At 39.3% G+C, this 14,238-nt stretch carries 12 protein-coding genes; 3 read left to right on the forward strand and 9 right to left on the reverse strand.

Translation table 11 applies throughout. The features are described from left to right. The first annotated feature begins 244 nt into the window (after window positions 1-244). The 3 genes from MCBB_RS09505 to MCBB_RS09515 all read left to right on the forward strand — a co-directional run bounded on the left by MCBB_RS09505 (window position 245) and on the right by MCBB_RS09515 (window position 3,101). Window positions 245-1,117: a hypothetical protein gene (locus MCBB_RS09505; RefSeq protein WP_231916350.1), complete on the forward strand. Its 873-nt coding sequence runs from the start codon at window positions 245-247 to the stop codon at window positions 1,115-1,117. A gap of 128 nt (window positions 1,118-1,245) precedes the next feature. Continuing rightward, the gene (locus tag MCBB_RS09510) at window positions 1,246-1,689 is read left to right on the forward strand and encodes a small multi-drug export protein (RefSeq protein ID WP_071907539.1); all 444 of its coding nucleotides are present in this window, start codon (window positions 1,246-1,248) and stop codon (window positions 1,687-1,689) included. 308 nt (window positions 1,690-1,997) lie between these two features. Further along, window positions 1,998-3,101: an inositol-3-phosphate synthase gene (locus MCBB_RS09515; protein ID WP_071907540.1), complete on the forward strand. Its 1,104-nt coding sequence runs from the start codon at window positions 1,998-2,000 to the stop codon at window positions 3,099-3,101. A gap of 343 nt (window positions 3,102-3,444) precedes the next feature. Here MCBB_RS09515 and MCBB_RS09520 read toward each other — a convergent pair whose 3' ends face one another. From MCBB_RS09520 to MCBB_RS09560, 9 genes are all read right to left on the reverse strand, one after another. After that, a complete protein-coding gene (locus tag MCBB_RS09520; RefSeq protein WP_071907541.1) occupies window positions 3,445-4,332 on the reverse strand; it encodes a C1 family peptidase in 888 nt (295 codons plus the stop codon). A 236-nt stretch (window positions 4,333-4,568) separates the two neighbouring features. Further along, complete coding sequence (locus MCBB_RS09525; RefSeq protein ID WP_071907542.1) at window positions 4,569-6,524, reverse strand: molybdopterin-dependent oxidoreductase; 1,956 nt, start codon at window positions 6,522-6,524, stop codon at window positions 4,569-4,571. 178 nt (window positions 6,525-6,702) lie between these two features. Then, window positions 6,703-7,035 carry a NifB/NifX family molybdenum-iron cluster-binding protein gene (locus MCBB_RS09530; RefSeq protein WP_197668940.1) on the reverse strand — a complete coding sequence of 111 codons (333 nt, stop codon included), beginning with the start codon at window positions 7,033-7,035 and terminating at the stop codon, window positions 6,703-6,705. Further along, window positions 7,025-8,479 carry a nitrogenase component 1 gene (locus MCBB_RS09535; RefSeq protein ID WP_231916351.1) on the reverse strand — a complete coding sequence of 485 codons (1,455 nt, stop codon included), beginning with the start codon at window positions 8,477-8,479 and terminating at the stop codon, window positions 7,025-7,027. Before MCBB_RS09535 ends, MCBB_RS09530 begins: the two co-directional genes overlap by 11 nt. An 89-nt stretch (window positions 8,480-8,568) precedes the next feature. Next, window positions 8,569-9,963, reverse strand: coding sequence for a nitrogenase iron-molybdenum cofactor biosynthesis protein NifE (gene nifE / locus MCBB_RS09540; RefSeq protein WP_084790039.1), 1,395 nt, complete (start codon window positions 9,961-9,963; stop codon window positions 8,569-8,571). Between the two features lie 335 nt (window positions 9,964-10,298). After that, the gene (locus MCBB_RS09545; RefSeq protein WP_231916352.1) at window positions 10,299-11,726 is read right to left on the reverse strand and encodes a nitrogenase component 1; all 1,428 of its coding nucleotides are present in this window, start codon (window positions 11,724-11,726) and stop codon (window positions 10,299-10,301) included. Then, window positions 11,723-13,186: a nitrogenase subunit alpha gene (locus MCBB_RS09550; RefSeq protein WP_071907543.1), complete on the reverse strand. Its 1,464-nt coding sequence runs from the start codon at window positions 13,184-13,186 to the stop codon at window positions 11,723-11,725. Before MCBB_RS09550 ends, MCBB_RS09545 begins: the two co-directional genes overlap by 4 nt. A gap of 330 nt (window positions 13,187-13,516) precedes the next feature. Beyond that, entirely contained in the window at window positions 13,517-13,885 is a 369-nt protein-coding gene (locus MCBB_RS09555; RefSeq protein WP_071907544.1) for a P-II family nitrogen regulator, read from the reverse strand. A gap of 25 nt (window positions 13,886-13,910) precedes the next feature. Next, window positions 13,911-14,228 carry a P-II family nitrogen regulator gene (locus tag MCBB_RS09560; RefSeq protein WP_071907545.1) on the reverse strand — a complete coding sequence of 106 codons (318 nt, stop codon included), beginning with the start codon at window positions 14,226-14,228 and terminating at the stop codon, window positions 13,911-13,913. Window positions 14,229-14,238 lie beyond the last annotated feature (10 nt).

The raw sequence follows: 14,238 nt of genomic DNA on the forward strand, positions 1-14,238 counted from the left end.
ATATTTAAGGGTATTTTTCAAATGAAATCAAGCCCATATTCACATTCTGATTTTTTTTATCATATCCCAATATGGAAGTGTAGTCATTAAATAGGGAAATCATGCAAAAAAAACTGCAAAAATTAGGATATGCAAAATTTAAATAATTCGTAGTACCATAAATATAACCATGACAAAAAATTCAAAAATTCACGGTTTTGGATTGTTAGCGGTGATTTTTGTTTTTTTATTTGCATCCATTTCAATGGTCAGTGCCCACCAACCTCGCCTTGAGGTGGGTCAAAATGCAACCTACGAAAATGCAATTGTGGTGGAAAACCCAGAAATATCCCAGGCATTCTATGGAAAACTCAGTGAAAGCCCCAATTACTACAAGATAACTTCAGACAAACCATTTAAACTTTACATAAACCTTCTTGTACCTGCAAGTCCAGGCATAAGTGCAAATCTTGTTTCAGCAGAAGTTCTCAATTCAAGTGGTGAAAGCATACTCCTCATAAACGGTACAGATGCCCAGTGGGAGCCGTACTTCGAAGAGTTCGGTGGGGACTACTACCTCAAGGGGCCTGAGGCAACAAAAAACCTGCCTTCTGGAACCTACTACGTTAGGGTGTTCAACACCAACAACCAAGGAAAGTACGCCATAGCAATTGGAGATATGGAATCCTTTCCAATTGAAGAGTCTCTGACAGCCCTTGTGACCATACCATTACTCAAGGAATTTTTCTTTGCAAAGCCCATTACAACACTGTTTCTGGAATTTTTAGGAATAATAATGGCGCTCGGATCACTCATGGTGCTTCTGGCAATGCTTGTGAAGGCCAGAAAATCAAAGGAAATAAGTGAAATAACAGTTAAGGTAAGTGGAGTTCTTAAACCCCTGATCTGGTTGGGAATAATCATCACAACCCTTATGTGGATCTACGTGATGTACCAGAATCCATTGAACATGATGGGAATCGTTAACAGCATACTTCTGATGGTTCTCATAATTCTCAGCTGGTACGTTGGTTCAAAAACTTATAAAATGGAATTTGGAAGGATTCCATGGAAGAGTACATTGATCACAGTTCTCTTGTGGTTGTTATTCGCCTTTGTCGCCATTGTTGTTATTTGAATTGGAAGTGTTCTTTAGGGAAATTCCAGTCCCTAATATACACCCCTATTTTTAAAGGTAAATATAGATGGATGAACCTAACAAATAACCTAAGATCTATAATGATAAGGCAATAGGAGAATGAAACTGTGGACCTTTTTACAAACATTACACTTGTTTTCATAAGCGGGATCGTGGAACTCTGGCTTGCAGTTCCAACGGGAATTGCACTCAAGTTAAATCCCATTTTAATCGTTGTAGTATCAGCTTCCAGTTCCATTTTAGCTGTTTTGATAGTGGCGTTTTTAGGAGATTCCATCAGGAACAGATTCATTGCATGGAGATATGGAGAGGATAAAAAATTTGAAACCAGGAGGATCCATGATGTCTGGAATAAATATGGAGTTGTGGGTCTGGGATTGTTATCTCCACTGCTTTTTGGTGCTCCCCTTGGAACTGCAGTAGGTATTACCTTTGGGGTCAGGAAAGACAATTTGATACTATGGATGTCCCTGGGAATAATCATATGGAGCGTAGGACTGACTGCAGCAGGAATAATGGGTTTGATGAGTTTTGAAGCACTTTCAAAATGATTTAACGTTTATTAATATAGAACATCTTCTTTTATGCTGTTAAAGTATTCAAATATCTGTGAAAATAATTTTTTAGAAAAAAGGGAATGTAAGGCCTTAAACCAGCCTGTTTAATAGTTTAAGCATGGAAAAGGTTAATATGGAAGTTGATCGAAACCTTTAATAGTACAATACAATAATTGTAGTTTTAAGAGAACTTAATATGACCTAATTAAGCTTATGAAAGACAGAATTTTTATGTTAATTTTGAAATAAGATTGATATATCACAATTAACGTTTTAAAACGGTGTTTTAGAAGGTGTAGTAATTGGAAAAGATAAAGATAGCGATAATTGGTATTGGTAACTGTGCAAGCTCCCTCATACAGGGAATACACTATTACAAATACAGGGATCCCCAGGATGTCATCGGTCTGATGCACTGGGATATAGGGGGCTACACACCCTCTGACATAGAGGTGGTTGCTGCCTTTGACATCGACAAGAGGAAGGTTGGAAAGGATGTGAGCCAAGCCATATTCGAAAAACCCAACTGTACAACTGTTTTCTGTGAGGATGTACCAGAAAGTGGTGTTGAAGTATCCATGGGATGCGTACTTGATGGTGTGGCACCACACATGGCAGATTTTAAAGAGGACCATACATTCGTTGTTTCAGATGAAGCAGAGAATGAAAAGGATGAAATAATAAAGATTTTAAAGGAAAGTGGAGCAGAGATACTTCTAAACTACCTTCCAGTTGGTTCTGAAGATGCAACAAGGTTCTATGCACAGTGTGCACTTGAAGCTGGTGTTGCGTTCATCAACAACATGCCTGTTTTCGTGGTTAGCGATCCTGAATGGGATGCTAAGTTCAGGGAAAAGGGAATACCAACAGTTGGTGATGACATAAAGGCGCAGATCGGTGCAACCATAACCCACAGGACACTTGCAAACCTGTTCCGTGATAGAGGAGTGAAGCTCGAGAGAACCTACCAGTTGAACACAGGCGGAAACACCGATTTCCTGAACATGCTCAACAGGAGCAGGCTGGATTCTAAAAAAGAGTCAAAAACTGAGGCTGTTCAGGCTGTTCTGGCTGAAAGGCTTGAACCTGAGAACATCCACATTGGTCCATCCGATTACGTGACCTGGCAGCAGGACAACAAGCTCTGCTTCCTCAGAATGGAGGGTAAAACCTTCGGAGATGTTCCAATGAACATAGAGCTTCGATTGAGCGTTGAAGACTCACCAAACTCTGCAGGCTGTGTTATAGATGCCATAAGATGCTGTAAACTGGCACTTGAAAGGGGAATAGGCGGACAGCTCACCTCAATCTCAGCCTACACAATGAAACATCCACCAGAACAGTTCACAGATGATGTGGCCCGTAACATGGTTGAGGAGTTTATTGCTGGGAAGAGGGAGAGATAAAACTCCCTCTCTTGTATCCTAAACTTTTTTTTACATCTTAAAATATATGAATAACTATTTTTAATTAGTTTTAATTCTTAAAATTAATTATTATACCTTTTTGTCAATCTCCATAATTTATCAATCTTTTTAATTTGATTTTAGTTCATTTTAAAACTTATTTTTTAATAAAAAATGTTTTATTTCTTTAAAATATCTTTTAAATGTTTAAATATCCTTTGATATCTTTTCATGGGTTATTTAAAATTTTTGTTTAAAATAAAAAATATGGAAAAAAGATTAAAAAAAGGATTGAAAATAAAAAAATGATAAAAAAAACCCCTTTTCAGAAAATATATTCATTTTAAAGGCCAAATTCCCCAGTTGCAACCCAATCCGCCTTGACAAGTGTCCACCAATCAATAGCCAGTCCCTTGAGAACGTAGTCATATGGCAGCCATCCATAACCCTCGTCTCCCCATGACTTTCCCCATGAGTTCCGGATTAACAGGGCGCCATTGCTTGTTTTTCCACATTTTGGATTTTCGATCACAACACTGTCATCGTATCCCACTGCAACTACGGCATGACCACCTGCAACCTTCTCTCCACTGCATGGATAGGGTATCTTCCCAGCTTCTGCATCATATATTGAATCGTAAACTGTGAAACCAAACATGGAGGGCAAGCCTGCTGTAAGATTTGTTTTTATTCTATCCAAAAGGGTGTTTGTAGATGTTGAGGGAGGATCCAATCGCAGGTACTGAATCGTTTTGTAGTTCTCAGCAAATGCATAGCAAAAGGCATCTGGATCTACATCAAAATCTGGTTTTTTATCTGTGTAGGGCCAGTACTTTTCAGGTGGCACTCCAAAGAGAACCAAAGCAGCCATGGTTGTTCTGAGGTAAGATCCAGTATCACCAGTTAGTCCTGCAAGCTTTCTGGAATTTTTGTAGAGGAAAAGCCTTGAAGCATCTATGTGATTACCAAAGGCCCGGCGTTCAAAGTATTCAAGCAGACCAACACCTGCATTTGCAGTGCATGACCCAAGACTTTTCTGATCCTCCACAGGAGAACACCACTGTCTTAGATCCATGTTATCTGGAATTCCAGTTACAGGTTCTTGGATACCTAACTCATTTACCATGTCTTTTATTCTGTCGTTCTTCTTTTTTTCAATTTCAAGGGTTAGATCTCGCCTATCAGGGATATCTGGAAACCATCCCATTCCTTTTTCATTTATTTCATCCATTTTTGTACCTCACTCCTTCTTGACATTAATAGACTTATTGAAGGAATTTTCTTCCCCAATAAAGCATAGACCGAATTGAAACATGATTTAGGAATAAATCTAAATTATGGGGAATTGCCAGGACTTAGTAATAATTAGTTAAAAAAAGTACTTACTAATTTCTAAAATAAACAGAATACGTAGTTATAAATAATAATTTATATCAGAATAATATGCCTTATTTGGATCTGGCCACATCATTTTTTTCGAATTTTAACCATAGTTTCATAGTATGGAGTTCCATTTCCAGCTTCACTCATGACATCCACAGTTAAAACGTTGATATTTTTACCGTACTTCATCCAGCCACCCATCTGCACCTTAACCGTGTCTATCCTTACACCCTCACTCTCCTGAAGAATTACTTCAAGCTCCCCAACTGGAGATTCAAGAACTGCAGTTTCTCCATCATGCATCCCTAGTTTCTGGAGTACCTTGGATGAAACTTCAACACTGAGAACTCCCTGCTTCATTTCAGTTTCTGGGACAACCGAACGGATCCATTTTTCAGGGGAGGATGAGATAAGATGGAGGTTGTAACCATCCTCAAGATCCTTGTTTTTTCTGTAACATGAAGTTTCATGGAATTCATCTATGAATTCAAATTTCCCAGATTCTGTTAAGAACTCTCCATCGGCGTAGGGGATCTCATCTTCAGGCACCAGATTCACAGGGCCTTTTTTAATATCTTCCCATTGGATCCCCATGTCTGCAATGGGAGCTGCTATCTTCTCTAACCATTCAGCCGTGCTTCCTGCCATTTCCTCTCCAAATCCCATCTTATCTGCAAGTGTCTGAAAAACCTCAAACTCTGATTTTGCCTCACCTTCAGGAGGCGATACTGGATTTATAGGAGATATCCAATTGTGACCATAACTCCCAAGCATGTCCCCCTCTTCAAGGAAGGTTGTTGCAGGTAAAAACAGATCTGCAACATCGGATGTGTCGTTTAGGAAGTGATCCATCATCACAACATAATCAACACCTTCAAATGCTTTTTTAACTCTGTTCGAGTTCGGGCTCAGATTAACAGGGTTTCCTGATGTTATGAATGCCATCTTTATAGGTGGATCCTCTGTTTTAAGGATGGCCCTCCCAATTGTCGGCATTGGAAGTTTTCTACTTTTATCTAAATTGTCGAGGGAATATGAACCATCAAAGAAGCCGAACTCCTCGAATCCCTGGCTCACACCCCCACCGGAGATCCCAATGTTTCCTGTTATGGCTGCTAGGGCATCCAAAAATCTGAAGGTAAGGTGTCCTGCCATGTATCTGTGGAGGCCCCAACCAGTGACTATGCTGGAAGGTTTGTTTTGAGAGTATGTAAGTGCAAGTTCCGTTATGGTTTCAGTCGGGACATCACATTTAATTGAGAGTTCCTCCATGGAAAAGCCATAGATGATCTGGAGGTATTTCTCGAAGTTTTTAGTGTTTCTACTAATAAAATCTTTGTCTGCAAGATCCTTCTGAAGTATCAGTTTTGAAACTGCAATTGCAAGGTAAGGATCCGTTCCAGGTTTCGGTTGAACGAAAATATCCGCGTATCTTGCTGTTTTTGTTTTAATGGGGTCAACAACTATGAGTTTTGTACCGTTTCTCTGGGCTTTCCTGAGTATCCTCCAGAGGTGGATGTCTGTGACTGCGGGATTTCTACCCCAAATGATCACAACCCTACTGTTTAGGTGGTCCATGTGATCATGGGATATTCTCCTGCCCAGATCCATTTCCTGACCTGCCTGACCTATGCCACCACAAACAGTCCCATAAATGGTTGAAACCCCACCCAGTAAATTGAAAAATCGACGATTAAGTATTTTAAGAGCGGTTCTTGATCCAAATCCCTGGTAGTAAAGTATGGATTCTGTTCCATGTTTTTTTATTGTATATCTGAGTCGGGACACCATTATGTCAAAGGCTTCATCCCAACTTATTCTCTTCCAGGCCCCATTCACCTTTTTAAGCGGATGTAAAACCCTTTTTGAGTTATACTGAACATTTTCAAGGTACTTAGAAGTGTTTGGACAAAGAAATCCATCTGTGATGTCATGGTCGGGATTTCCCTTTAATTTGGTTATTTTTCCATCTTGAACTGTGGCGATTATGCTACAGCCACCGGGACAGTCCCTTGTACAGGCAGTTAAAATTTTTTTCAATATGGATGCACCTCTAAAACCTTAAAATCAATGAAATAATTATTATAATTGATGATATGAGAATAAATGAGTTTTTAATGAATTTTATGAATTCAATTAAAACATTATTGCGGTTTTTAAGTTTTATAATTTTATAGAATAAAAGATATTAAAAGTTATAACTGGGTTAAAAATAAATTTAATGAAGGTTTTCAAGGTTGTCTTTAATCAGCCCCTGTGATTCTAGTACCTTGATGTCCTTCTTTTCAATATTTGATCTGGGTTCTGGACCAATTTTAGCACATAGGATCATATCACAATCTTCCAGTAGGGCACAGGCAGATCTCCAGCGATCTGAATGCTCTTTAATTATAGTATTTGGTTTTTCCCTGAGTTCAAGGAATTCCACCAGTCCATCCTGCAACTCAAAGATCAAGAAGTGATCACATGTTGAAAAGTGCAGATCCACATTTTTACCATCACTTGAAGCTACTGCAATTCTCATTTCGATACCTTCCCCCTTATGGAACATTAATTTCTCCTTCAAAATCGTAGTAGTTCTCTATGATGGTGTTGGTCAACAGATCCACCAGATGGGTACCGGCCCTGTAACCTAGTACCGGCACCCTTTGAGCACCTAAACGATCATAGATAGGGAATCCTAACCTTACCAGAGGAATATTTTCTTCCTTAGCTACCCTCACACCGTAAGAATTTCCAATGAGTAATTCTATATCTCCCTCTTTGATATTTTCATGGAGGTCATAGAGATCTCCTCCTGCAAGTACTGTAGGCTCGCTACCAGTTTCATGGTTCATACACTTAATATCCTCAATGAATCTCTGACTGGAAACTCCAGTACACAGTACCGACGGGATCATTCCAAGTTCTGATACGAATTGGGCCATTCCAGCAACGAAGTCAGGATCCCCATATATGGCCACCTTCCGGCCGTAGTTGTAGGAATGAGCATCTACAATAGCATCTATAAGTATTCCACGATCTCTTTCTAGCTTCTTTGAGGTTTCCAGTTCCATGAGGGTGGTTAAGCATCCTATGAACTCATCGGTATTTTTAAGTCCCACCGGCATTGGCAGTGAAAATGATGGGACTCCGTACCTATTCTCCAGGAGAAGGGCTCCAGAATCTGCATGTTTGCATAGGGATATGGTGCCCCTTGAATTTGCAGAGTCCCTAATCTCATCCAAACCTGTCCCTTCACATGGAAAAAATGATACATCCCCGGTACTTGGTGCATTAAGTGATTCTGATGTATCTGTTAGGATTATATTTCCACATTTAAGAGTTTCAAGTATATCTTTAATCTCTTCCACATCTGCAGGAGATACTGTGCCCATTACAATATTCACTTTACCGTTATCCCCATTTTCACTGAATTTTTGGGCCAAAGCTTCAACAAGTGCCTTTATGGTTCTGTCGTATCCTTCAACATGACTACCTGCATAGCTGGGGGTTGAAATTGGAATTATTGGAAGATCATGGATTGATACCTCAGGAATAGTGTTATCAGCATCTTCACCACTAACTTCAACATCTGCACAAACATCTATACATTTACCATCACTATTTTCAATATAAGATTCTTTAAACTTCTTTATTATGGCAGACATATCATCTCCAATGGTTTCTGTGAGACAACTTGAAGTCACACCGATCAAACTCGGTTCATACTCATTGCATATTGTTTTAAGAGCTTTTAAGAGGTTTGCTTCACCTCCATAAACAACGGTACCCTCACTCATTGATGTGGATGCCACATTTATGGGTTCACGGTAATGGCGGCAAAGCTGAAACCTCATGTAGGTACTGCATCCTTGAGAACCATGAATCAAAGGCATTGCACCCTTAACTCCCAGAAGTGCCTGTAAAGCACCCATTGGCTGACAGAACCTGCAGGGGTTTATAACTGCAAAATTTTTATGAAGACCATCTACTTCCTGATTTTCTTTAATCACCTTTAATTCTCCTTAATCATTTATAACTTGAGGATTTTTGCTTAATTATCCCATTAAATTCATTTTTTTTATCCATCTTGTTTTATCCATCATTCTTCAATGGCCCTGGGAACCAACTTCCAAACAGGGCTGGAAACAGACCTGTCAACTTCCCGTGCAAAGTTCATGAAACCCTGAAAACCTGCGAAGGAGGTTATTCTATCATGGTTAAAATCACAGAAGGGTATTCCAATTTTTAATGCCATATATTTCTCCTTTGCACCTGAAACAACTAGATCAGGTTTATACTTTTTCAGGAGTTTTGCAAGTTCCATTGAACCCGCATCATCCACCACTAAGGTTCCATCCCTCACAGCATCCTGTATTCTCTGGTAATCCTCTGGAAGTCCGTTTTGTGTTCCTGTCATTATAACATCCATTCCAAGCTCTTCAAATGACCTTATAAGTGACCATGCCTTGTTTCCCCCAACATAAACTGCTACACGTTTACCTTCCAATTTTTTCCTGTAACCGACGATTTTAGAACGTAAATTCTTCACATCCTCCGCTATAAGTTCTTCAGTCTTCTTCATCATATCTTCATCACCGAAGAAGTTCGCAACTGCCCTTAATGATTCCGATGTTTCTTCAATTCCAAAGAAGTTGACCTTTATGGAAGGTATACCATACTTCTTCTCCATTTCATGTGCAAGATAGTTGGAAGACTTCTGGCACTGAACAACGTTTAGATCAGCCTTATAAGCCTTGACTATTTGGGCAACTCTTGAGTCACCAGTCACTGAACAGTTTATTTCAACACCTATCCTTTCAAAGAGTGATTTTATAGCCCATAGATCTCCTGCAACATTGAACTCCCCTATTACATTTATTTTGTACCTGGAGTTTTCACTGAAACTTTCATTCGAATTGAGCTTATCCTCCTCAGAGTCTGTTCCTATCACATAATCTAAAAGGGCATCACATGCAATTCTGTGGCCCAAAGATTTGTTAAAACTTCTAAAACCTTCAGATTGCACGGGTATAACCTTGCATTGGGTTATCTCCTGAGCCTGTTTACACACACTTTTCAAATCATCCCCGATCAATCCAACAACACATGTAGCATATACAAATATCGCTGCAGGTTTGTAAAGTTTATTTAATTCAATTATAGTTTCAAATAATTTGTTTTCTCCCCCAAATACTATGTCTTTCTCCTGTAGATCTGTTGAAAAGCCTGTTTTGTAAAGATCATCCCCCGAAGTCCTACTCCCCCTTATATCCCATGTACATGAAGCGCAACCTACAGGACCGTGTACCAAATGTATTGCGTCGGTTATTGGCATTAAAACTACTCTAGCCCCCCCATAGACGCATGAACGCTGGGTGACGGCACCTGGTATTGATGCTTCGTTACATGAAGGAGTTGAATCCTGGCTTTTTATGCACATGTGACTTTTACGAGACTTCAATGTTTTCAGAACAGATTCTGGAATTTCAGGCATTACTATTTCAGTATTTAAGCCATTATTCTTTGATTTTCTATTTTTTACTTCCACATCTGCATTGTTGTCAGTATTTAATACCAATTTTAGCCTCCTCTAACCAATGAATGTGAATAATTATTATTTTCAATCCTTTGAAAATTATTATCAATTTATTAATTAAAGATATGATTATTAAGCATAATTTCAATATTTAAAGTTTTTAAGTGCTACTTTTTAGATTTTTTAGATTGCATTTTAAAAAAGAGTTGGATAATGTTTGGATTCAGCCCAATACTAACCCAAAATAATCAATTATCCAAATTATCCAGTATTTACTAAATTTTACTGCTTTGTTACTGCTGGAGCTTCCAGTGGGTTTCATCGTAGTATGTTTCAAGTACGGTGTTGGTTATCCTGTTAAGAAGATTGATTCCTCCATTATATCCAACAATTGGTACTCTATGATACCCTGCACGGTCGTAAACCGGGAATCCCACCCTAACAAGAGGTATTCCAAGATCCTTGGCTATTACCCTTCCATCGGAGTGTCCTATCACCAGATCAACAGGTTCTTCCTTTAGACGTAGTTCCAATGCCCTGAGATCCTGTCCCGGCATGACCTCTATTGGACCATCAGATTCCTTGGAAACCTTTTTCATATCCTCCACAAACTCTGGATTCTCTGTTCCAGTACATGCAACTGCAGGCACCATTCCAAGTTCACACACGAATCTTGCTATGCTACTGACCATTGCTGGATCTCCATAAATGGCAACATTACGTCCGAAAAGGTATCTTGATGCGAGATCTGCCATTGAATCCACAAGCAAACCCCTTTCATCCAGAAGTTCATCTGTAGCTTCCATACCGGTTAATTTAACCATGTTCCTAACGAAATCATCACTGTTCTGTAGTCCAATTGGTAGTTGACCAATAACTGCAGGTACATCGTACTTTTTATCCAGTTCAAGGGCTGCAGAACCTGCATAGTTACACAGAGCGATTGTTCCAAGACTGTTTGAAGAGTTACAAATGTCTTCAACAGGTGTACCTCCCTTTGGGTAATAAGGTTTCTTCTGTGTTGTAGAAGGCCTTAACGGCGAATCGAATGGGTCAGATGTGTCAGTGAGCATTATACCTTCAGAACCCATAAGGCCCATCATGTGTTTTATCTCACGTATGTCACCAGGGTTAACTATTCCTGGAATTATGTTGACCTTCCCGTTGGATTCTTCTGGATCCTCTGCAAGGTTTGAGACCATTGCCTTCACAGCGTTGTCATACCCTGTGAAGTGATTTCCAACAAAACTGGGTGTACTTATGTGTATTAGTTTAATTTTTTCAGCCTTTTCTTTACCCATCTTCTGGATCATCTCTTCACGGGCAACCTTTATGAAACCTTCAACATCGTCTCCAATGATTTCACATGAACACGTGGTTACGATACCCATGAGTTCTGGTTTGAACCTTACTGCAAGATTTCCTATACCAGATATGAGATTTTTACGCCCTCCAAATACTGCTGCATCCTCGTGAAGTGAGGTGACAGCTATTTCAGATGGTTCACGGAAGTGTCTTGAGAATCCGTAACGTACAAATGTTGAACAACCCTGGGATCCATGAACCAGTGGAAGTCCCCTTTTAACCCCTGAAACTGCAAACATGGCACCTAAAGGTTGACATGTTACAAGAGGATTTATAATGGCATTTCTATCCTTTTCAACGATATTTATACCACAGGTAGTCATATCAGATTCTTTATTAACGGTTTCACCACTCATTTTGCCACCTCCTCTTCAGTTTCTTCCATGCTCATTTCTTCAATACCTCCTTCAGTTTCGTACTCAAATTCCAGCATGTTCCAAACAGGGTTATATACGGCAGCATAAATATCCTTTGTAAGGTTTAAGAAGCCTTCAAAGCCTATGTAAGGACCATTTTCGTAGGAATGGATAAGAATACATGGTACTCCCATCTTATGGGCCAGATATTTTTCTTTTATACCTGAAAGCATGAGATCGGGTTTGTATTTTTCGATTATTTCCTCCATTTCAAGGGAGTTTGGATCGTCAAATATTATTGTTCCCTCATCCACACGTTCCTTGATCTTTTCGTATCCATCTTCGTGTTCAAACATGGTTGATACTGCAATTACCTCCATTCCGAGCTCTTCTTCAAGAGGCCTTGGGAAGTGCCAGTTCTTTGGACCTCCTGAAAAAACCCAAACCTTCTTACCCTTGAGTTTTTCCTTGTAGAATTCTAACTGAGGCTTTATATCTTTCATTCTACTTTCTATAACCTTTTCTGCTTTGTCTTCAAGTCCAAAGTATTTTCCAACCGCTCTTAGGTTTTCTGCACAGTACCTGGGCCCAAAGAAGTCCACCTTCATGTAGGGTACTCCATATTTTTGCTCTATGAGATCCGCTATGTAGGTTGCAGAACGCTGACACCTTACAAGACTGAGTTTGGCCCTGTGCATCCAGCATATCTCATCATGGGTTGAGTCACCTGAGAAAGAGGACAATATCCTTATTCCCATTTCATCGAAGTAGGACTTAATGACCCAGAGGTCTCCATCTATGTTGTACTCACCTATGAGATTGACATCATAGGGGGTTGTTTCAAGTGGCTCTCTGGTACCCACAAGATTATCGAACAGTGTGTGGTTTGCAACGTGATGTCCCTTGGACTGTGTTGGACCTGAGAAACCAGGGGCGTTAAAGGCAACAACATCCTTACCCAGTTCTTCAGAGAGTTCTTTGGCCACTGCATCCATATCATCACCTATGAGGCCAACGGTACATGTTGAGTAGGTGTAAATTGCATTTGCTTCTGGGAATTCCTTTGCAGTTTCAAGAATGGTTTGTCTTAACTTTTTCATTCCACCAAATACAACGTCTGATTCCGTGAGATTCGTTCCAACTATGTACTTGAGGTTGAAATTTTCTATTGGAAATTTGCTTCCATCTGGCATATCCTGACTGGTTGGATACCTCTTACTTCCGTATCCATAGAATGTGCAACCCACAGGTGAATGAACAACATGAGCAACATCTTTTATAGCTCCAGTTATAACACCTTTAACACCCGCAAATGCACAACCCCTTTCAGTCATGCACCCTGGAACTGTCTTGGTATTGCAGGCAGGAATATCTTCCGTAGGGTCTGCATTATCCTTAACGTAAGTGTGTTTTTTTCTTTCAGGAATATCCTTATCCACATCAAAAAGTTTGTAAGGCATTATAATTCTCCTTTTATCATTAAATTTTTTAAATTTTAAATTCATTTATTAAATGGCTTAATTTCTTTATTTAATCTCCTTTTTAAGTGAAAAACATGCTTTTAATAATTTAAAACCTCTTGAATGTTTTCATTCGTTGTTAACTAAATTCGTGAGATTAATGACTTAAATTAATTTGAAATGGGAGTATGAAGAATGGAGTGAATGGTTGAATTTTTAAACTCCCATTTCAAATGATTGTTTTTTGAAGTTTTCTTTGATTATTCAAAGTTCAGTAACGAAGTTCAATGATTTTTTTTATTCTCTTTAATTCAACTTGCAAATTTTTCTTTAAGCTATTGCACTTTCTCCTCTTTCATCAGTTCTAACCCTAACAGCATCCCTTATGGGACATACAAAGATTTTTCCATCCCCTATTTGTCCTGTGTGGTTAACCCTCATTATGACCTCAACAACTAGAGACGCATCCTCATCTGGAACAACCAGTGAGATCATCCGCTTTGGTATGTAACTCATGGATCCCTTTTCTTCCAGAAGTTCTGGCTCCTGAATATCAAAGGAAACCTCCCCTATTATGGCCCTCTGTTTTCCCCTTCCCATGACCCTGCGTGCAGTCATTGCAGGAAATCCCAGAGTTTCGAGAACATTTTTTGTTTGAGCCATTTTTTTAGGGCGTATTATGGCAATTATTTCTTTCATTTAATGCACCATTCCAATTTATAGGTTATAATCCCTCTGATCTTGTTCTTACTGTGTATGCAGATTCAACATCACTTACAAATATTTTTCCATCACCAAAATTCCCTGTAAATGCGGATTCATTGATCTTTTCTATTATTTCAGGTATCCCCTCATCCTCTGCAACCAGCATTAGAAGGACCTTGGGAAGTTCATCGTAGTATATCTTATCCAACTGGATACCCTTCTGTTTTCCACGGCCAATTACGTCCATTTTGGTGAGAGCAACATATCCTGACTCTGCAAGAGTTTCTACAACTTCATCTATTTTATCTGGTCTTAATATTGCACGTACCATCTTCATTTTTTAACTC

It is taken from the genome of Methanobacterium congolense (assembly GCF_900095295.1).
In the GTDB taxonomy this organism is placed as follows: domain Archaea; phylum Methanobacteriota; class Methanobacteria; order Methanobacteriales; family Methanobacteriaceae; genus Methanobacterium_C; species Methanobacterium_C congolense.

Coding starts and splice junctions, on each gene's coding strand:
- MCBB_RS09505 (WP_231916350.1), top strand. CDS start 245: ATGGTCAGTGCCCACCAACCTCGCCTTGAGGTGGGTCAAAATGCAACC.
- MCBB_RS09520 (WP_071907541.1), bottom strand. CDS start 4,332: ATGGATGAAATAAATGAAAAAGGAATGGGATGGTTTCCAGATATCCCT.
- MCBB_RS09530 (WP_197668940.1), bottom strand. CDS start 7,035: ATGTTCCATAAGGGGGAAGGTATCGAAATGAGAATTGCAGTAGCTTCA.
- nifE (WP_084790039.1), bottom strand. CDS start 9,963: ATGCCTGAAATTCCAGAATCTGTTCTGAAAACATTGAAGTCTCGTAAA.
- MCBB_RS09545 (WP_231916352.1), bottom strand. CDS start 11,726: ATGAGTGGTGAAACCGTTAATAAAGAATCTGATATGACTACCTGTGGT.
- MCBB_RS09550 (WP_071907543.1), bottom strand. CDS start 13,186: ATGCCTTACAAACTTTTTGATGTGGATAAGGATATTCCTGAAAGAAAA.
- MCBB_RS09555 (WP_071907544.1), bottom strand. CDS start 13,885: ATGAAAGAAATAATTGCCATAATACGCCCTAAAAAAATGGCTCAAACA.
- MCBB_RS09560 (WP_071907545.1), bottom strand. CDS start 14,228: ATGAAGATGGTACGTGCAATATTAAGACCAGATAAAATAGATGAAGTT.